Source organism: Sphingobium sp. EM0848 (genome assembly GCF_013375555.1).
In the GTDB taxonomy this organism is placed as follows: Bacteria; Pseudomonadota; Alphaproteobacteria; order Sphingomonadales; family Sphingomonadaceae; genus Sphingobium.
This window is the reverse complement of the sequence record NZ_JABXWB010000001.1, coordinates 1,651,474-1,669,250: the sequence shown is the minus strand read 5'-3', so window position 1 is coordinate 1,669,250 and position 17,777 is coordinate 1,651,474. Positions and strand designations below refer to the sequence as shown.

Below are 17,777 nucleotides of genomic sequence, written 5' to 3'. Positions count from 1 at the left end.
CCCGCCGGGCGCAGCGGGATACGCGCGACACATGATAAGATTGTTCAAACATTATATTCCGCATGCGGTGCTTCTGCTCGGTCTGCTCGACCTTATGCTGCTGTTCGGCGCGGCGGAGGGCGGTTGGATTTTGCGCGCGCACCAGATCGGCATGGACGTAGACCATGTCGTCACCCGGATCGGGCCGTTGGCAAGCTTTGCCATGGCGATCCAGACCGCGATGATCGCCGTCGGCGCCTATGGGACGGAAGCGCTGCAATCGATCCGCCATGCGCTGGCGCGGCTGTTGGTGGCGATTTCGCTGGGCGTTCTGTTCCTCTCGGTCATGCATTTCGTGCTGCCGAATATCACGCTCTGGCGGTCCAATTCGCTTTACGCCATGGGGCTGGCCATCGCCTTGCTGCTTGCGATCCGCCTGCTGCTGGGGTCGATGCTGGGCGGGGAAGCCTTCAAACGGCGTCTGGTGGTGCTGGGCGCTGGTAATCGCGCCAATCGCATAAGGGATATCGAACAGCGCAAGGGCTCCGGCTTTCTCGTTGTCGGCTATATCGCCATGAACGACGGCGCGCAGGTGATCCCCGAGGCGATCAACCGCAGCGCCATCTATAATCTCGCCGATTTCGTGGTCCGTCTGGGCGCGAGCGAAGTGGTGCTGGCTCTGGAAGAGCGGCGCAACGCGCTGCCGCTGGCGGACCTGCTGCGCATCAAGACCACCGGCGTCCATGTGAACGAAATCTCGACCTTTCTGGAGCGGGAGACGGGCCGGATCGATCTGGACAGCGTCAATCCGAGCTGGCTGATCTTCTCCGATGGCTTTTCCGCCGGCCGCCGCCTTTCCAGCATTGCCAAGCGGCTGTTCGACATCGCCGCCAGTTTGATCCTGCTGCTGCTGACCGGCCCGGTCATCCTGCTCGCGGCGATTTTGGTGAAGCTCGACAGCAAGGGGCCTGCTTTCTATCGCCAGCAGCGCGTCGGCCTGTATGGTGAGGAATTCTGGATCGTGAAGCTGCGCACCATGCGGCAGGATGCCGAGGTGTCGGGGCAGGCCGTCTGGGCGGAAAAGGACGATCCGCGCATCACGCGCCTGGGCTATTGGCTGCGCAAGCTGCGCATCGACGAACTGCCGCAGACCTGGACGGTGCTGAAAGGCGAGATGAGCTTTGTCGGCCCGCGCCCGGAACGCCGCCAGTTCGTCGAGGATCTGGAACAGCATCTGCGCTATTATGCCGAGCGGCATATGGTGAAGCCCGGCATCACGGGCTGGGCGCAGATCAACTATCCCTATGGCGCATCGATAGAGGATGCCCGGCACAAGCTGGAATATGACCTTTATTATGCCAAGAATTACACGCCTTTCCTCGATCTCCTCATCCTGATCCAGACGCTGCGGGTCATCCTCTGGCCCGAAGGCGCGCGCTGAGGGCGGACGATGGGCACGCTCCTGCAATTTGTCGGGGATTGGGGCCATGCATTGGCCGCCGTGCTGTTCGCGGCGCTCGGCATCTTCATCCTGCGTCGCCGTGATGAAGCGCCGGAACAGCGCCTGCTGGCTTCCGCGTTGCTGCTGACCTCCTGCTGGTCGCTCTATGTGTCCTTCGGCGGGGTGGAAAAGCCGCTGACCGGCATTGGCGAAAATATCCGCAACGCCGCCTGGCTGCTGCTGCTGTTCGTCATGTTGCGGCGGGGGCCAGCGGCGCGGACCGGGTCTATGGTGGCGATCGGATCGCTTTATGCGTCGGTGGCCGGGCTGATCCTGCTCCAGACCTTCACCGACCTCATCTGGCGGCAATTGCCGGTGATGAGCGAGGTGCATCAAGCGCTCGTCCATGTCTCGCTGGTCCTGCACATGATGACCGCGATCGGCAGCCTGATCCTGGTCCATCATCTCTATGTCAATTGGGCGATCCGGGAGCGGGGCCGGGTGGCGTTGCTGCTGGGCGCGCTGGCGGCAATGTGGACCTATGATCTCAATCTCTACGCCATCGGCTATTTCGCGATGCACCGGGCGAATGAGCTGTACGCCTTGCGCGGCGCGATGATGGCGCTGTTGGCGCCGGTCATCGGGGCGGGAATCCGCAATGATATCAACGGCCGTTTGCAATTGTCGCGCACGCTGACTTTCCAGTCGCTGTCGCTGGCGGCCGTGCTGCTCTATGTCGTCGCGCTGACGGCGGCGGCGGTTCTGGTTGAACTGGTCGCCGGTCCCTATGCCCGGGTGGTGGAGATCGGCTGTGTCTTCTTCATGGCGGTCAGCGCGCTCGTGCTGCTGCCTTCGCGCCGGTTGCACGCCTTCTGGAAGGTGCAGGTCGCCAAGCATTTCTTCCAGCATCGTTATGATTATCGCACGGAATGGATGCGTTTTGGCGATACCATTGGCCGGGCGGGGGGCGACAGGGGCGACAATGCCCTGCCGCTGGGCGAGCGTGTGGCGAAGGCGGTGGCCGACATCACCGATTCCCCCGCCGCCATCCTGATGCTGCGTGGCGAGGATGGCGCGCTGGTCTTTGAAACACAGTGGAACTGGCTGGGTGAGTTGCCTGACGACGCGGTGGTTCCCGCACCGGTCGCGCTGCTGATCGAACAAAGCGGCTGGATCATCGATGTCGCCCGTCCAACCAGTGCGGTGGGCGAGGTCGTCGCACCCGGCTGGATGAGCGAGGATCGCCGGGCCTGGGCGATGGTGCCGCTCATTCACTTCGGCCGGCTGATCGGCGCGATCCTGCTCGCCCGCCCGCCCATAGACCGGCGGCTCGACTGGGAAGATTTCGACATGCTGCGCGCTGCCGGACGGCAGGCGGCCAGCTATCTGAGCGAGGCGCAGGGGCAGCAGGCGCTGGACGACGCACAGCGCTTCGATGAATTCAACCGCCGCTTCGCCTTCATCATCCATGACGTGAAGAATCTGGTGAGCCAGCTCTCCCTGCTCGCCCGCAATGCGGAGCGGCATGCCGACAATCCCGATTTCCGCGCCGACATGGTGCTGACGCTGAAAGAGTCCGTGGGCAAGATGAACGACATGCTCGCTCGCCTGTCGCAACATAATAAGGGCAGGGCGGAGGAACCGCGACCGATGGCGCTGGATGAGGTCGCGCGGCAGGTCGCGGGCACCCGCTCGCGCCAGCATCCAGTGTCCGTCACTGGCGAGGCGCCGTTGGCGATGGCCGATCCGGTGCGAGTCGAGCAGATCCTGATCCACCTGCTGCAAAATGCCATCGACGCCAGTGCGCCGGACAGTCCGGTCGAACTGCGCCTCTCGACGGACGGCGGCGACGCCTTGCTCGAAGTGGTCGATCAGGGCCGGGGCATGAGCGCCGAATTCATCCGCCGCGAACTGTTCAAGCCCTTCTCGTCCAGCAAGGCGGGGGGCTTTGGCATCGGTGCGTTCGAGGCGCGGGCGCTCGCGCAAGCCATGGGCGGCCGGATCGATGTGGAAAGCAAGCCGGGAGTGGGCAGCCGTTTCACGCTGCGCCTGCCTTTGGCTTCGGGGGAAGAGATTTCTTCAGGGAAAATGGTTGGGGGGAAGGCCGCCTGATGAGCGATACGCGACCGAAATTGCTGATCGTGGAGGACGATCCGGGCCTGCAGCGGCAACTGCGCTGGGCCTATGAGGAATATCAGCTCTTCATCGCGGGCGACCGTGAGGAGGCGATCGAAATGCTGCGGGAACAGGCGCCCGACGTGGTGACGCTGGACCTGGGCCTGCCGCCCGATCCCGACGGCACCAGCGAGGGATTCGCGACGCTGGCGGAGATTTTGCGGATCAAGCCGGATACGAAAGTCATCGTCGCATCCGGCCATGGCGCGCGGGAAAGCGCCCTCAACGCCATTTCCGGCGGCGCTTATGATTTCTACCAGAAGCCGGTGGACATTGATGAACTGGGCCTGATCGTCCGTCGCGCTTTCCATGTCCATGCGTTGGAGCAGGAGAATGCGCGCCTTTCCGAAACCGCGCCGGAGAGTGGGCGCGTGCTGGGCCGCCTGATCACCGCCGCGCCGGAGATGATGAAGGTCGCCCGCACCATAGAGCGGGTGGCGGGGGCGGATGTGTCCGTGCTGCTGCTGGGCGCGAGCGGCACCGGCAAGGAATTGCTGGCGCAGGGCCTGCACGACGCCAGCCCGCGCCGAGAAGGCGCCTTTGTCGCGATCAACTGCGCGGCGATCCCGGAAACGCTGCTGGAAGCGGAGCTGTTCGGGCATGAAAAGGGCGCCTTCACCGGGGCGATCAAGACCATGCCGGGCAAGATCGAACTGGCGCAGGGCGGCACATTGTTTCTCGACGAGGTGGGCGACATTCCATTGGCCTTGCAGGTGAAGCTGTTGCGCTTCCTGCAGGATCGGGTGATCGAGCGGATCGGCGGGCGGCAACCCATAGCGGTCGACACGCGGATCGTCTGCGCGACGCATCAGGATCTGGAGGCGATGATCGCGGCAGGCGGTTTCCGCGAGGACCTCTATTACCGGCTGGCGGAGATCGTCGTGCGCATTCCGGCGCTCAAGGATAGGCCCGGCGATCCGGCCCTGCTGGCGCGGCATTTCCTCAACCGCTTTGCCCAGGATATGAACCCGCAGGTCAAGGGCCTTGGGCCCGACGCGCTGGCGGCGCTCGACGGCTGGGGCTGGCCGGGCAATGTCCGTGAACTGGAAAACCGCATGAAGCGCGCCGTCATCATGGCGGACGGCAAACATGTCACCGCTGCCGATCTCGACCTTGACGGGGATCGTGCCGAGGGTGGCGATGTGGTGAACCTGAAGGCCGCGCGGGAAATGGCCGACCGCCGCGCGATCCGGCGTGCGATTGCGCGGACGGACGGGAATATTTCCGGCGCTGCGAAGATTTTGGGGATCAGCCGGCCGACGCTCTACGATCTGCTCAAGCAATATCGGATGCAGGGGTGAAGGCGGGGCGTGTCGCCTCTGCAAGAATGACGGATGTTTCTAAACCCGCTCGACGCCCAGATCGGCCGCGCTGATTCCCAGTCGCCTGATCTGCTCCGCCACGGGCGGCCACACCGCATCCATGAAGCGTGCCCGTTCCATGTCGCGCAGCCGTCTTGTCGCGCCGTCAGCAACGAACATGCCGACGCCGCGCTTCACCACGACCAGCCCGTCATCCTGAAAACATTGATAGGCCTTGGCCACCGTCAGCGGATTGGCGCCCTGCTGTGCGGCCAGCGCGCGGACCGATGGGAGCATGTCGCCGTCGTGAAATTCCCCATCCAGAATGGAGGCGGCAATGATCTCCCGCAGGCGGAGATAGACGGGTTTGGAATCGTCGGCCATAGTGCATCAGTGACATAATACAGCCATGCGCGTCAAGGCAGACTCTTTCCCAATAGGACGTCAACCGTGTAACTATCTGTCCCAGATGGAAACTCTGTTGTCATATTCTGGCCGGGGGCGCTCTTCCTGCGGCTTGCCGGGCGTACCGATGAAGACGAATCCGGCGATCCGCTCATCCCCTTGCGCGAAAGCGGCGCGGACATCCTCATTATAGGCGGGCCACCCCGTCAGCCATCCGCCGGCAAAGCCCAGCGCATGGGTCGCGTGCAGCAGGTTCATGATCGCCGCGCCCGCCGACAATTCCTGTTCCCAGACCGGAATTTTGCTGCCCGCGACCGGCGCGGACAGGGCGACCACCAGCGCGGGCGCCTGATGCGCGAACTGATGCATGGCCTCGATCTCCAGCCGTCCTGCATCGGGCTTTTCGGCGCGATAGGCGCCCTCCAGCAGGTCGGCCAGCGCATCGCGCCGGTCCTGCGGCACGATCACGAAGCGCCACGGCGCCAGTTTGCCATGATCGGGCGTGCGCAGCGCGACTTCCACTATGGCGCGCAATTGGTCCGCATCCGGGCCGGGAGCGACAAGATCGCGCGGCTTGCCGGAACGGCGCGTCTGGAGGAGCGAGAGCGGAGAACTGAGGTCGTTGAACATGGCGGATCAGATGGCCTGCCGCCGTGTCGGACGCAAGGGCATCGGCCTTCTTTGACAGATGAATAATTTCCGCTCTAGGCTGGCGGCATAAGGGGCCGGGTTCGCGGCCCGACAACAAGATAGGGTAAAAGGGGCCTGAATGGCGACCTCAGTTTCTACTCCGGCCGGGGCGGGTGCGAAGACCTGGCTCGGCCATCCGCGCGGCCTGTTCCTGCTGTTCTTCGTGGAGATGTGGGAACGCTTTTCCTTCTACGGGATGCGTGCGCTGCTGATCTTCTATCTGACGCAGCATTTCCTCTTTTCCGACCGCGACGCGTCCTATGCCTATGGCGCCTATATGTCGCTGATCTACATTTCGCCGCTGATGGGCGGCTATCTGGCTGACCGTTATCTCGGCCAGCGCAAGGCGGTGCTGTTCGGCGGCATCGTCATCGCCATCGGGCATATCATCCTTGGGGTCGAAGGTGACAATGCGGGGACCATGGGCCTCGGCCTCTTCTGGCTGGGGCTGGCGACGGTCATCACCGGCACCGGCTTCCTCAAGTCCAGCGCGTCGGCGCTGGTGGGCCAGCTCTACCCGCGCGACGACATGCGGCGCGACCCGGCTTACACCATCTTCTACATGGGCATTAATCTGGGCGCGACCATCGGCCCGGTGATCTGCGGCTATCTCGGCCAGACATGGGGCTGGCACTGGGGTTTCGGCGCCGCGTCGGTGGGGATGATCGCGGGCGTGATCGGCTTTGCCCTCAGCAAGCCGCTGTTGCAGGGGGGCGGGGAACCGTCCAATCCGGTCTATCTGGCAGAGCGCGTCGGCGGGCTGATCAGCCGGGAATGGCTGGTCTATCTTTCCAGCCTTGCCTCCATCGCCTTCTGCTGGGTCCTCATCCAGCAGCATGTGATCGTCGGCTGGATGCTGGCGGCGTCGAGCGTGGCTGTGGTGCTCTATATCCTCTGGGAAGCCTTTGGCCGGATGGAGCGAATCGGGCGCGACCGGATGCTGGCGGCGCTGTTCCTGCTGGTCATCAATCCGATCTTCTGGGGCCTTTACGAGCAGACCGGTTCGTCGCTCAGCCTGTTCACGGATCGCTATACGAACCGGCATATTTTGGGCTTCAACGTTCCGGCATCGATGTTCCAGTCGGTCAATGCCGCCTATATCCTGATGTTCGGGCCGGTAATGGCGGCGCTCTGGATCTGGCTGGCGAAGCGGGGGTGGGAGCCCTCGACCCCCGCCAAATTCGGCATTGCGGTTGCACTGGTCGGGGCGGGTTTCCTGGTCCTGGTTGCGGGAGCCGGCGCGCCGGGCGCGCTGACGCCGGTGCTGTTCATCTTCCTGCTCTATCTCTGCCACACCCTTGGGGAACTGTGTCTGTCGCCGGTCGGGCTGTCCGCCATGTCGACGCTGGCGCCATCGCGCATGATCGGGCTGATGATGGGCATCTGGTTCCTCGCCATGGCGCTGGGCGAATATGCCGCCGGGCTGATCGCGGCGGCGACCGGCGGGGAAAGCGGCGCGGCGAGCCGTGATCAGGTATTGGCCGTCTATAGCAGCATCGGCTGGTGGTCGGTGGGATTTGGCGTGGTCGTCATGGCCATCGCGCCGCTGGTCAAGCGGCTGATGCACGCCGGGGAGGCGAAGTGAGACGGAGTATTACTCCGTCGCCCCCCATATCTCATTGGTCCGGATAAAGCCCTTCTGCCCGCCCACATCGAACGCGCACCAGCCCTTGCCGCAGGAGGAGAGGCGCCCCACCACGCCCTTCTGCGCGCGGAAGACGGCGCGGGCATCCTCGTTGGGGGAGGCCCGCATCGGTGCGATGTCGGCGGTGACGATGCCGGTCTGCGCGTCGCTGAGCAAACGGACATGCATCCAGCCCTGGGCGCCGGTCGAATCCTCGACCTTGCGCCACAGGCCCAGCACCTGCACCACCTTCACCGGCAGATCGCGGCGGCGATAGACCCAGTTGGACGGGTAATCGAGGCTGGGGCCGACGCGCATCCGCGCTTCTGCATGGCTGAGCGAGGCCCAATAGGGGACAGGCTTCACCGGGTTCGCCCCAGCACTGCCGTCCACGCAAAGCGCGGCGATCATGGCCGTGCCCAGCAAATAGCCCTTCATAACTCAATAATCCCCATGCCGATCCGTCCGCTTTCATAGACGTTGGAGGGCATTGCGGACAACTGCTCTTATAAGCGCTTGACCATCGTCGCGGCGGAGAATAGCGGCCAGACATGGCCAAAAAACCGCGCCCCGCCACGCCGCGCGTCATCGTTACGCGCCGTCTGCCCCCCAATGTGGAGGCGCGCATGGCCGACCTGTTCGACACCGTCTTCAACATCGGCGACGTGCCGATGGACCGCGCCGCGCTGACCCGCGCCATGGCGCAATGCGACGTGCTGGTGCCCGCGGTCAGCGACCAGATCGACGCCGCGCTGATCGAGGCAGCGCCCGAGCGGCTGCAACTGATCGCCAGCTTCGGCAGCGGGGTCGATCATATCGACCTGACCGCCGCGCGGAAAAAGGGGATCATCGTCACCAACACCCCCGGCGTGCTGACCGAAGATACCGCCGACATGACCATGGCGCTGATCCTGTCGGTGCCGCGCCGCCTTGCCGAAGGGGAGAAGCTGGTCCGTTCCGGCGCCTGGACCGGATGGAGTCCGTCGGGCATGCTGGGGCACCGGATCGGCGGCAAGAAGCTGGGCATTATCGGCATGGGCCGCATCGGTCGCGCGGTGGCGCGGCGGGCCGCGGCCTTCGGCCTTTCCATCGCCTATCATAACCGGCATCGCCTGCCCTTCGAGGTCGAGCAGGAACTGGACGCGCATTGGTGCCCGGATCTGGACGCATTGCTGGAGACGAGCGACATCCTGTCGATTCACTGTCCCCTCAATGCCGATAGCCGGGGCATGATCGATGCACGGCGGATCGGGCTGATGCGGCCCGACGCCTATCTCATCAACGCCTCCCGCGCGGAGATCACGGACGAACCGGCGCTGATCGCGGCGCTGTCGGAAGGGCGGATCGCTGGGGCGGGGCTGGACGTCTATACCCATGAACCGGCAATCGATCCGCGCTTGCTGGCGCTGTCCAATGTCGTGTTGCTGCCGCATATGGGGTCCGCGACCTTCGAGGGGCGCGATGCCACCGGAGCGCGGGTGATCGCCAATATCCGCAGCTGGGTCGACGGGCATCGGCCGCCCAATCAGGTGCTGGAAGGCTGGGTCTGAGCCTGCCAATCGCCGCCTCTATTTGACCGAGAAGCTGATTTTACCCGAAGTCCTGTGCTGGTCGGCGCCGACGAAGTGCCAGTCGATGTCGTAATCGCCCGCCGGCAGTGCGCGGGGCAGGGTGATGGTCATTGTCTTGCCGTCGCCTTCGACGGCGGTCCTGAATCCCTTGACCGGCATCGGCGCATGATTGGTCATGCCGGGCATTCCGGTCATGGTGAGGTCGATGCCGCTCAAGGGGGGCTGCATCGTTTCGGAGAAGGTGAGGCTGAGGCCGGTCGGCCGGACGACGGTGGCGCCCGCGGCTGGAGTGGAGGACAGAAGCGTGGCGTGCGCCATGGCCATGCTGGGCAGGGCCGTCAGGGCGAGTGCGGTGGCGAACAGGATGCGACGCATGGCTATGGTCTCCAATGGGGTTGCTTAAGGATGGATACGCATCGAATTTTCCCACCCCTCGACGCGCAGACTGAAATTTTTGCATGAGGGATAGGAGCGCGCACCGCGTATCTTCAGGCGAAGACATGGGAGTGTGAGTGATGAGCGACCTGGATCTGCTGCTCGGCCAGCTGCGCGCCCGGATGCGGAATGGCCCGGACGATCCGCGTCTGGAGGCGATGGAAGAGGCGGTCATGGCGGGCGTCACCATCCGCCGCGAACGGACGGTGGCGCGGCGCAGTCTGGCGCTGGCGGGAATCGTCGCCATCGGGATCGGCTGGGTCGGCAGCGTTGTGCCCGGCCACCCGGCGCAGGCGGTATCGCGGCCGGTCGTGATCGGCATGTCCGATTACGCGCCGTCGCGCCTGCTGGAGCAATAAGGTGAAGGGCGCGATGCGCTATGGGCTGGTTGCGTTGGTCGCCTTTGCGGCGGCGCTGGCGGCGGTGCTGGTCGCGCGGGTCTGGATCGCGCCTGAGCCACGGGTGGAGAGCGAGGTTCATGCCCTCATCCACAGGAAGCTGAAACTGGATGCCGCGCAGGAGCAGCGCATCCACGCGCTGGAGGCCGATTTCGCCAGACGGCGCGAGGCGATGGAGGCGGAGATGCGCGCTGACAATGCCCGTCTGGCGCAGGCAATCGCGGCGGAGCATGGCTATGGCCCGAAAGTGGGTGAGGCCGTCGACCGTTCCCATCATGTCATGGGCATGCTTCAGAAGGAAACGCTGAAGCATATTTTCGCGATGCGGGCCGTGCTGCGGCGGGATCAGGCGGCGCAGTTCGACGCCGCTGTCGTCAAGGCCCTGACCGACCCCGGCCAGTCGCAACCGGCCCAGTCGCAACCACAAAGGTGAGCGTTTCGCTCACCGATCGCAGCGACGCGGAACTCGCCGGGCTGGCTCTTGCCGGGCAGGAGAGCGCCTATGGCGAGCTGATGCGGCGGCATCGCGACGGGGTGTTCCGTCTGGCACGCGGCCATGTGGGGGACGCGACAGAGGCGCTCGACATCACGCAGGAGGCGTTCATTTCCGCTTTCGCCGCTCTGGCCCGCTATGATGGAGGGCGGCCCTTCCGCCTGTGGATCGCGCGGATCGCGATCAACAAATGCCATGACTGGGCGCGGCGGCGCGCGGTGCGGCGTTTCTTCACCTTTGCCCGGCCGATCGAGGAGGCCGGGGCGGTCGCCGACGCTGGGCCGACGCCTGAGGAAGTCGTGCAGAGCCGGGCGGAACTGGAACGGATCGATGCCGCCATCGCAGCCTTGCCGGTCAATCTCAGGGACGTTCTACTGCTGCGCGCCATTGAGGAAATGAGTCAGGCCGAGACTGCGCAGATATTGGGCATCAGCGAGAAGGCGGTCGAAACCCGCCTTTATCGTGCGCGCAACAAATTGGCCGAGCGATTGAGGGATGACGACGCGGCGCGCGTATAGGGGGAAACGGTCCTCCCAACAAAGACTTGCATCCTCATGGCATTTTCCCTTCCTGAAGTTGATCGACGCGGCCTGATCCGGGGGCTGGGCGGAGCGCTGGCATGGAGCCACGCTTTCCCCGCCTGGGCGCGGAGCGGGACAGCGGGTCTTCCCGCCGCGCTGAGCGGGGAGCATATCGCGCTCACCGTGGGGGAAAGCCATTTCGCGACCGGCGGACGTTCCGCCCATGCCGTGACGGTCAACGGAACGCTGCCCGCCCCGCTGATCCGGCTCAAGGAGGGGCAGAATGTGCGGCTGTCCGTCACCAACCGGCTCAGGGAGGATACGTCGATCCACTGGCATGGGCTGATCCTGCCCTTTCAGATGGACGGGGTGCCGGGGGTGAGCTTTCCTGGCATCGGGCCGGGTGAGACCTTCACCTATGAATTTCCGGTCCGTCAGTCGGGGACCTACTGGTATCACAGCCATTCGGGAATGCAGGAGGCGGTCGGCCATTATGGCCCCATCGTCATCGATCCCGCAGGCATCGATCCGGTGCGCAGTGAGCGCGAGCATGTGATCGTGCTGTCCGACTGGAGTCCGATCCATCCGCATCTGCTGTTGAAACGGCTGAAGCAGATGGGTGGCTATTTCAACATGCAGAAGCAGACGCTGGCGGGGCAGATAGCGGGCAGGGACCAGAGCGGACGGGAGCGGCGCGAATGGGGCGCGATGCGGATGGACCCGACCGATATTTCGGACGTCACGGGGTCGACCTACAGTTTTCTGGTGAATGGGCATGGGACGGCGGAGAACTGGACCGGGCTGTTCACACCGGGTGAACGGGTGCGTCTGCGCATCGTCAATGCGTCGGCCATGACCAATTTCAATGTGCGGTTGCCCGGTCTGGCGATGACGGTGGTGCAGTGCGACGGCCAGCATGTGCAGCCGGTCGAAACCGACGAGTTCCAGATTGGCATCGCGGAAACCTATGATGTGGTGGTCCAGCCGACCGAGCCACGCCCCTATGGGCTGATTGCGGAGGCGATCGATCGATCCGGGCTGGTGCGGGCCACGCTGGCGCCGCGCATGGGGATGGTGGCGGACGTGCCTGCCGTGCGGGACCGGCCGCTGCTGGGCATGAAGGACATGGGCATGGACATGTCCGGAATGGACATGGGGCAGGGCGGCGTGCTGGATCTCAGCCAGCCCGCCAATGACAGCATGGCCGGCCATTCGATGAAGATGCGCGACAGGTCGGTCGCTCCGCAGGTGAAGATGGGGCCGGGAGTGGCGACATTGTCGCCCATGCCGGTGGATCGGACTGCGGACCGGCCCACCGGATTGGAGCAGGTCGATCATCGGGTGCTGACCTATGCCGATCTCAGGGCGCTTGAACCCAACCCGGATAGTCGCGCGCCGACGCGTATGCTGGACATTCACCTGACCGCGAACATGGAGCGCTATATGTGGTCCTTCGACGGGGTGAAGCTGTCGGACGGGGCTGAACCGATCCCTTTCCGCCATATGGAGCGGGTGCGGGTGAACCTCATCAACGATACGATGATGCCGCATCCGATCCACCTGCACGGCCATTTCTTCGAGCTGGTGACGGGCGCGGGCGCGCATGCCCCGCGCAAGCATACGGTGAACGTGCTGCCGGGCGGGAAGGTCAGCTTCGACCTGACAGCCGATGCGCTGGGGGACTGGGCGTTTCACTGCCATATGCTGATGCACATGCATGCGGGGATGATGCGGGTGGTGACGGTCCGGCATGAGGAGGAGGCGGCGTGAAGGCGCTGATCTCGGCCGCGTTGTTGCTCGCTTCCGTTTCGGCGCCTGCGCTGGCGCAGGACCATGGCCAGATGGATCATGGCGCGATGGACCATTCCCATGCCGGGCATGGCGAATCCGTGGCCGATGGCGGCGCTCCTCAAAACGCGGCACCCACGCCGCCGGGGGACCATGCCGCCGACGCCTTTTACGACGCTGCGGACATGGCCCGTGCCCGCGCCGCCATGCTCAAGGAAAGCGGTGGCATGATCTTCTCCCAACTCATGCTCGACCGGCTGGAATATCGTCTGGGCAAGGGGGCGGATGGCTATCATTGGGAGGGGGAGGGCTGGATCGGCGGCGATATCAACCGCTTCGCCTTCAGGACCGAGGGCGAGGGTAAGATCGGCGGCGGGTTGGAAAGCGCGGAGGTGCAGGCGCTCTACAGCCGGGCCATCGATCCGTGGTTCAATCTGCAGGCGGGCGTGCGCCACGACATCCGCCCCGATCCGCAACGCAGCTATGCGGTCGTGGGGATTGAGGGTCTTGCGCCCTACTGGTTCAATGTCGGTGCGCAGGCCTTCCTCTCCAACAAGGGCGACGCGCATCTGCGGCTGGAGGGCAGCTATGACCAGCGCATCACCCAGCGCCTGATCCTGCAACCGGCGGCGGAGGTGAATATCGCGGCGCAGCGTGTGCCGGAACTGGGTATCGGTTCGGGCTTCTCCGATATCGAGCTGGGGCTGCGTCTTCGCTATGAATTTGCCCGCGAATTCGCGCCCTATGTCGGCGTCAACTGGGAACGCAAGTTGGGCGAAACCGCCCGCTATGCCCGCGCCGGGGGAGAGCGGGCATCAGCCGCCAGTCTGGTGACGGGCGTGCGTTTCTGGTTTTAGAAAGTTTGCGCGATGCTCCACGCTGGACATTGCAACTTTGCAGGATGGGCCACATGCCATCATGGCGCATATCCTTTGAAAACCGGAACCCGTCGCCCTGTCATCTTCCTCCTTCTGGGGCTATTGGCCGGCAAGGGAATCAAGCAAGCGATAGATTGACGGGATATGATGGAGATTGGCGCCAGAGTGGACGAAACCGGCCGGCTGATACGCGATGAGGCCGGGTTCCTGCTTCAGCGCGATCTGGGCGGCGCCTATCGATTGGTGCTGCTGCGCGTGCCCGTCGACCATGTCGAAAAGCGGGTGCGGGTGCAGGGATTTTATGCCGGGAACGGCATAGTGGAGGTCGAAGGGGTGGCCGCTGCCTGACCGGGCTGCGGCCTTGCATTCGTCAGGGCCGTGTTTCGATCACGGATTGAACGACTCGCGCGCGTCATAGGACGTCATGGCGTCATGTGTGTGCACAAAGCGGGCGCAGGACCCGAAACCCCGATTATTTTCAAGCGGAAGCGCGGTTTCGCAATAAGCGCATTCCGCCATCAGGCGACCGACCATCCACTGGCTGCGGCCGCAGCTGGGGCAATGATTGGCTTCCCCCGGATGATAATGAATGATGTAACCCCTTAAAGCCGGGTCAAAAGATTTGCCGGTGGCGAGGCTGGAAACTGGGCGCATCGTCTCTTCCTCCTCAGACATATATTCTCGGAATCGGCGCGAAAGTGCACGAAACCCGATCACGCCTGCATTGATGCAACGACGACAGTCAGAGCGAGCGACCCATTTTCATCTCTGTGCAGCCCGCTCCTTGAACCAGAACGCGGCTGCCACCCAATGTATCCCGCGTGGAACGAGTGCGTCTACAAGAAAGATTCCAAGAAATGTCCCATTTTCGCGCCTTCGCATTTGACTTGGGGCACGCAAGCGCTATGGCGGCGCGCATCGGGACATATCCGCTTCGGCCATGAGTTGGGGCGCATCCCGCCACCTTGCCGTCCGGTAGTTTTTTCGCCGTCCGGCGAGCCTCTGGTGGAACTGCGTCATCCTGCCTCCGCATGGTCGGGGCAACTGCGAGGAGACGCACGACTCATGACCGCCATCGGACAGGACACTCTTGGCACGCGCGACCTTTTGAAGGTCGGCGGCAAGGACATTGCCTATTATTCGCTGAAGAAGGCCGCGGCCAAGCTTGGCGACGTCAGCCGTCTGCCTTTCTCGATGAAGGTGCTGCTGGAAAACCTGCTCCGCTTCGAGGATGGCGTCACCGTCACCACCGACGACGTGAAGGCGATCGTCGACTGGCAGAATGACAAGGGCAAGGCCGAGCGCGAGATCCAGTATCGTCCCGCCCGCGTGCTGATGCAGGACTTCACCGGCGTGCCCTGCGTCGTCGACCTCGCCGCCATGCGCGACGCGATGACCGCGCTGGGCGCCGACGCCAGCAAGATCAACCCGCAGGTTCCCGTCCACCTCGTCATCGACCACTCGGTCATGGTCGACGAATTCGGCACGCCCAAGGCGTTCGAGCAGAATGTGGAAATCGAATATCAGCGCAATATGGAGCGCTACGACTTCCTGAAGTGGGGTAGCAAGTCGCTCGCCAACTTCTACGCCGTGCCGCCGGGCACCGGCATCTGCCATCAGGTGAACCTGGAAAATATCGCGCAGGCCGTGTGGTCGAGCGAAGGTCCTGACGGCGTTACCGTCGCCTATCCCGACACCTGCGTCGGCACCGACAGCCACACCACCATGATCAACGGCCTGGGCGTTCTGGGCTGGGGCGTGGGCGGCATCGAAGCCGAAGCGGCGATGCTGGGTCAGCCCGTCTCCATGCTCATCCCCGAAGTCGTCGGCTTCAAGCTGGTTGGTGAATTGAAGGAAGGCGTGACCGCCACTGACCTCGTCCTCACCTGCACCGCCATGCTGCGCCAGAAGGGCGTGGTTGGCCGCTTCGTCGAATATTTCGGCCCCGGCCTTGCCTCGCTGTCGCTGGCCGACCGCGCGACGCTCGCCAACATGGCGCCGGAATATGGCGCGACCTGCGGCTTCTTCGGCATTGACGACAAGACGCTGGATTATATGCGCCTGACCGGCCGCACCGACGAGAATATCGCGCTGGTCGAAGCCTATGCCAAGGAGCAGGGCTTCTGGATCGATCCCTCCATCGAGCCGGTCTTCACCGACACGCTGGAACTGGACCTCGCCACCGTCGTCCCCAGCCTCGCCGGTCCCAAGCGTCCGCAGGACCGCGTCGCGCTGCCGGAAGTCGATGACGTGTTCAACGCCGACATGGCGAATGTCTACAAGAAGGCGCAGCAGCGCGTTCCGGTTGAGGGCAAGGATTTCGACATTGGCGACGGCGACGTCACCATCGCCGCGATCACCAGCTGCACCAACACGTCGAACCCCGGCGTTCTGGTCGCCGCCGGCCTCGTCGCCAAGAAGGCGAACGAGTTGGGCCTGAAGCCCAAGCCCTGGGTCAAGACCTCGCTCGCTCCCGGTTCGCAGGTCGTCACCGACTATCTGGAAAAGGCCGGTCTTCAGTCGCACCTCGACGCGGTCGGCTTCAACCTGGTCGGCTATGGCTGCACCACCTGCATCGGCAACTCCGGCCCGCTGGCCGAGCCGATCAGCAAGGCGATCAACGAAAACGGCCTCGTCGCCGCTGCCGTTATCTCGGGCAACCGCAACTTCGAAGGCCGTGTGTCGCCTGACGTGCGCGCCAACTTCCTCGCTTCGCCGCCGCTGGTCGTTGCCTATGCTCTGAAGGGCACGGTGGTCGAGGACTTCATCACCACCCCGATCGGCACCGGCAAGGACGGTCAGGACGTGTTCCTGAAGGACATCTGGCCGACCAATGACGAAGTCGCCACCACCATGGCTGGCTGCATGGATCGTCCGATGTTCCAGGCCCGCTACGCCAATGTCTACAAGGGCGACGCGCACTGGCAGGCGATCGACGTCACGGGTTCGGACACTTATGCATGGCGCGCCGGTTCGACCTATGTCGCCAACCCGCCCTATTTCGAGGGTCTGACCATGACCCCGAAGCCGGTCACCGACATCGTCGAAGCCAAGCCGCTCGCCATCTTCGGCGACTCGATCACGACCGACCACATCTCGCCGGCCGGTTCGATCAAGGCGACCTCGCCCGCGGGCAAGTGGCTGAGCGAGCATCAGGTCGCGCAGGCAGACTTCAACAGCTACGGCGCGCGCCGTGGCCATCACGAAGTCATGATGCGCGGCACCTTCGCCAACATCCGCATCAAGAATCTGATGCTGGACGGCGTCGAAGGCGGCATGACCCGCTATGACGGCGAAGTGATGCCGATCTACGACGCGGCGATGAAGCACAAGGCGGACGGCACCGCGCTGGTCGTCATCGGCGGCAAGGAATATGGCACCGGCTCGTCGCGCGACTGGGCGGCGAAGGGCACCAACCTGCTCGGCGTTCGCGCCGTGATCGTTGAAAGCTTCGAGCGTATCCACCGTTCGAACCTGGTTGGCATGGGCGTATTGCCGCTCCAGTTCAAGGACGGCCAGAACAAGGACACGCTGGGCCTGACGGGTGACGAAACCTTCACGATCCAGAATGTCTCGGGCCTCAAGCCCCGTCAGGACGTGGACGTGATCGTGAAGCGCGCCGATGGCTCGACCTTCACCTTCACCGCGCTCTGCCGCATCGATACCGTCAACGAACTGGATTATTTCCTGAACGGCGGCATCCTCCAATATGTGCTGCGCAAGCTGGCCGCTTGATCGGCTGACGCGCTGAGTTAGGAAATAAGGGCCGTCTCCCCTCCGGAGGCGGCCCTTTTTCTTTGGGGGACGGATTGGCGATCCTGATAGAAGCGGCGGGATGGCTTGGCGCGATATTGGTGCTGGGCGCCTATATGCTTGTGTCCAGCGGCCGGGTATCGGGCAAATCGGCGCTGTTCCAATGGATGAACGCGCTGGGTTCTGCGCTGTTCATCCTCAATACCTGGTGGCACGGGGCGATTCCGTCGATGGTCCTCAACATCATCTGGCTGGGCATCGGCACTGTTGCACTGGCGCGGATCGCCCGGTTGAAACGCACCCGGCAATAGCAGGAATATTGCCG

The 17,777-nt window shown here is 64.0% G+C and carries 18 protein-coding genes; 13 read left to right on the top strand and 5 right to left on the bottom strand.

Translation table 11 applies throughout. The features are described from left to right. Window positions 1-31: 31 nt before the first annotated feature. From HUK73_RS07910 to prsR, 3 genes are read left to right on the top strand one after another with little or no spacing between them, the layout of a single operon-like run. On the top strand, window positions 32-1,420 hold the full coding sequence (locus HUK73_RS07910) for a TIGR03013 family XrtA/PEP-CTERM system glycosyltransferase (RefSeq protein WP_176591417.1): 1,389 nt from the start codon (window positions 32-34) through the stop codon (window positions 1,418-1,420). A gap of 9 nt (window positions 1,421-1,429) precedes the next feature. Then, window positions 1,430-3,532 carry an XrtA/PEP-CTERM system histidine kinase PrsK gene (prsK, locus tag HUK73_RS07905; protein WP_176591416.1) on the top strand — a complete coding sequence of 701 codons (2,103 nt, stop codon included), beginning with the start codon at window positions 1,430-1,432 and terminating at the stop codon, window positions 3,530-3,532. Further along, a complete protein-coding gene (prsR, locus tag HUK73_RS07900) occupies window positions 3,532-4,896 on the top strand; it encodes a PEP-CTERM-box response regulator transcription factor (RefSeq protein WP_176591415.1) in 1,365 nt (454 codons plus the stop codon). Before prsK ends, prsR begins: the two co-directional genes overlap by 1 nt. Before the next feature lie 39 nt (window positions 4,897-4,935). Here the strand turns inward: prsR and HUK73_RS07895 are convergent, their stop codons facing one another. Both HUK73_RS07895 and HUK73_RS07890 read right to left on the bottom strand, forming a co-directional pair. Continuing rightward, window positions 4,936-5,280 carry a GntR family transcriptional regulator gene (locus HUK73_RS07895; RefSeq protein ID WP_176591414.1) on the bottom strand — a complete coding sequence of 115 codons (345 nt, stop codon included), beginning with the start codon at window positions 5,278-5,280 and terminating at the stop codon, window positions 4,936-4,938. A 72-nt stretch (window positions 5,281-5,352) separates the two neighbouring features. Beyond that, entirely contained in the window at window positions 5,353-5,931 is a 579-nt protein-coding gene (locus HUK73_RS07890; protein WP_176591413.1) for a nitroreductase, read from the bottom strand. 139 nt (window positions 5,932-6,070) lie between these two features. Between HUK73_RS07890 and HUK73_RS07885 the strand changes: the two genes are divergently transcribed. Then, entirely contained in the window at window positions 6,071-7,576 is a 1,506-nt protein-coding gene (locus HUK73_RS07885) for a peptide MFS transporter (RefSeq protein WP_176591412.1), read from the top strand. 9 nt (window positions 7,577-7,585) lie between these two features. On the opposite strand, the gene HUK73_RS07880 is transcribed toward HUK73_RS07885, so the two are convergent. Continuing rightward, window positions 7,586-8,053 carry an SH3 domain-containing protein gene (locus tag HUK73_RS07880; protein ID WP_176591411.1) on the bottom strand — a complete coding sequence of 156 codons (468 nt, stop codon included), beginning with the start codon at window positions 8,051-8,053 and terminating at the stop codon, window positions 7,586-7,588. A gap of 113 nt (window positions 8,054-8,166) precedes the next feature. Between HUK73_RS07880 and HUK73_RS07875 the strand changes: the two genes are divergently transcribed. After that, window positions 8,167-9,165: a D-glycerate dehydrogenase gene (locus tag HUK73_RS07875; RefSeq protein WP_176591410.1), complete on the top strand. Its 999-nt coding sequence runs from the start codon at window positions 8,167-8,169 to the stop codon at window positions 9,163-9,165. A gap of 18 nt (window positions 9,166-9,183) precedes the next feature. Here HUK73_RS07875 and copC read toward each other — a convergent pair whose 3' ends face one another. Beyond that, a complete protein-coding gene (gene copC, locus HUK73_RS07870; protein WP_176591409.1) occupies window positions 9,184-9,561 on the bottom strand; it encodes a copper homeostasis periplasmic binding protein CopC in 378 nt (125 codons plus the stop codon). A 140-nt stretch (window positions 9,562-9,701) separates the two neighbouring features. Here copC and HUK73_RS07865 point away from each other — a divergent pair, with 140 nt between their 5' ends. The 6 genes from HUK73_RS07865 (at window position 9,702) to HUK73_RS07840 (ending at window position 14,047) form a co-directional block, all read left to right on the top strand. After that, window positions 9,702-9,980 carry a hypothetical protein gene (locus tag HUK73_RS07865; protein ID WP_176591408.1) on the top strand — a complete coding sequence of 93 codons (279 nt, stop codon included), beginning with the start codon at window positions 9,702-9,704 and terminating at the stop codon, window positions 9,978-9,980. A 13-nt stretch (window positions 9,981-9,993) separates the two neighbouring features. Further along, a complete protein-coding gene (locus HUK73_RS07860) occupies window positions 9,994-10,452 on the top strand; it encodes a periplasmic heavy metal sensor (protein WP_176592868.1) in 459 nt (152 codons plus the stop codon). After that, window positions 10,449-11,030: an RNA polymerase sigma factor gene (locus tag HUK73_RS07855; RefSeq protein ID WP_369805457.1), complete on the top strand. Its 582-nt coding sequence runs from the start codon at window positions 10,449-10,451 to the stop codon at window positions 11,028-11,030. The genes HUK73_RS07860 and HUK73_RS07855 overlap by 4 nt, the downstream gene beginning before the upstream one ends. 36 nt (window positions 11,031-11,066) lie before the next feature. Next, window positions 11,067-12,803 carry a copper resistance system multicopper oxidase gene (locus HUK73_RS07850; RefSeq protein WP_176591407.1) on the top strand — a complete coding sequence of 579 codons (1,737 nt, stop codon included), beginning with the start codon at window positions 11,067-11,069 and terminating at the stop codon, window positions 12,801-12,803. Then, entirely contained in the window at window positions 12,800-13,678 is an 879-nt protein-coding gene (locus tag HUK73_RS07845; protein WP_176591406.1) for a copper resistance protein B, read from the top strand. The genes HUK73_RS07850 and HUK73_RS07845 overlap by 4 nt, the downstream gene beginning before the upstream one ends. Window positions 13,679-13,843: 165 nt before the next feature. After that, the gene (locus HUK73_RS07840; protein ID WP_176591405.1) at window positions 13,844-14,047 is read left to right on the top strand and encodes a DUF5818 domain-containing protein; all 204 of its coding nucleotides are present in this window, start codon (window positions 13,844-13,846) and stop codon (window positions 14,045-14,047) included. A 39-nt stretch (window positions 14,048-14,086) separates the two neighbouring features. Here HUK73_RS07840 and HUK73_RS07835 read toward each other — a convergent pair whose 3' ends face one another. Next, complete coding sequence (locus HUK73_RS07835) at window positions 14,087-14,353, bottom strand: hypothetical protein (RefSeq protein WP_176591404.1); 267 nt, start codon at window positions 14,351-14,353, stop codon at window positions 14,087-14,089. 411 nt (window positions 14,354-14,764) lie between these two features. Here HUK73_RS07835 and acnA point away from each other — a divergent pair, with 411 nt between their 5' ends. Together acnA and HUK73_RS07825 are read left to right on the top strand one after the other, a co-directional pair. Then, window positions 14,765-17,434 carry an aconitate hydratase AcnA gene (acnA, locus tag HUK73_RS07830; protein ID WP_176591403.1) on the top strand — a complete coding sequence of 890 codons (2,670 nt, stop codon included), beginning with the start codon at window positions 14,765-14,767 and terminating at the stop codon, window positions 17,432-17,434. Between the two features lie 74 nt (window positions 17,435-17,508). Beyond that, on the top strand, window positions 17,509-17,763 hold the full coding sequence (locus tag HUK73_RS07825) for a hypothetical protein (protein WP_176591402.1): 255 nt from the start codon (window positions 17,509-17,511) through the stop codon (window positions 17,761-17,763). Window positions 17,764-17,777: the final 14 nt, after the last annotated feature.

Excerpts from the sequence above, each read along its gene's own strand:
- acnA (WP_176591403.1), top strand. The coding sequence starts at position 14,765 with ATGACCGCCATCGGACAGGACACTCTTGGCACGCGCGACCTTTTGAAG.
- HUK73_RS07875 (WP_176591410.1), top strand. The coding sequence starts at position 8,167 with ATGGCCAAAAAACCGCGCCCCGCCACGCCGCGCGTCATCGTTACGCGC.
- HUK73_RS07910 (WP_176591417.1), top strand. The coding sequence starts at position 32 with ATGATAAGATTGTTCAAACATTATATTCCGCATGCGGTGCTTCTGCTC.
- HUK73_RS07840 (WP_176591405.1), top strand. The coding sequence starts at position 13,844 with ATGATGGAGATTGGCGCCAGAGTGGACGAAACCGGCCGGCTGATACGC.
- prsR (WP_176591415.1), top strand. The coding sequence starts at position 3,532 with ATGAGCGATACGCGACCGAAATTGCTGATCGTGGAGGACGATCCGGGC.
- HUK73_RS07835 (WP_176591404.1), bottom strand. The coding sequence starts at position 14,353 with ATGCGCCCAGTTTCCAGCCTCGCCACCGGCAAATCTTTTGACCCGGCT.
- HUK73_RS07850 (WP_176591407.1), top strand. The coding sequence starts at position 11,067 with ATGGCATTTTCCCTTCCTGAAGTTGATCGACGCGGCCTGATCCGGGGG.
- prsK (WP_176591416.1), top strand. The coding sequence starts at position 1,430 with ATGGGCACGCTCCTGCAATTTGTCGGGGATTGGGGCCATGCATTGGCC.
- HUK73_RS07885 (WP_176591412.1), top strand. The coding sequence starts at position 6,071 with ATGGCGACCTCAGTTTCTACTCCGGCCGGGGCGGGTGCGAAGACCTGG.
- HUK73_RS07865 (WP_176591408.1), top strand. The coding sequence starts at position 9,702 with ATGAGCGACCTGGATCTGCTGCTCGGCCAGCTGCGCGCCCGGATGCGG.
- copC (WP_176591409.1), bottom strand. The coding sequence starts at position 9,561 with ATGCGTCGCATCCTGTTCGCCACCGCACTCGCCCTGACGGCCCTGCCC.
- HUK73_RS07890 (WP_176591413.1), bottom strand. The coding sequence starts at position 5,931 with ATGTTCAACGACCTCAGTTCTCCGCTCTCGCTCCTCCAGACGCGCCGT.
- HUK73_RS07880 (WP_176591411.1), bottom strand. The coding sequence starts at position 8,053 with ATGAAGGGCTATTTGCTGGGCACGGCCATGATCGCCGCGCTTTGCGTG.
- HUK73_RS07860 (WP_176592868.1), top strand. The coding sequence starts at position 9,994 with ATGCGCTATGGGCTGGTTGCGTTGGTCGCCTTTGCGGCGGCGCTGGCG.
- HUK73_RS07895 (WP_176591414.1), bottom strand. The coding sequence starts at position 5,280 with ATGGCCGACGATTCCAAACCCGTCTATCTCCGCCTGCGGGAGATCATT.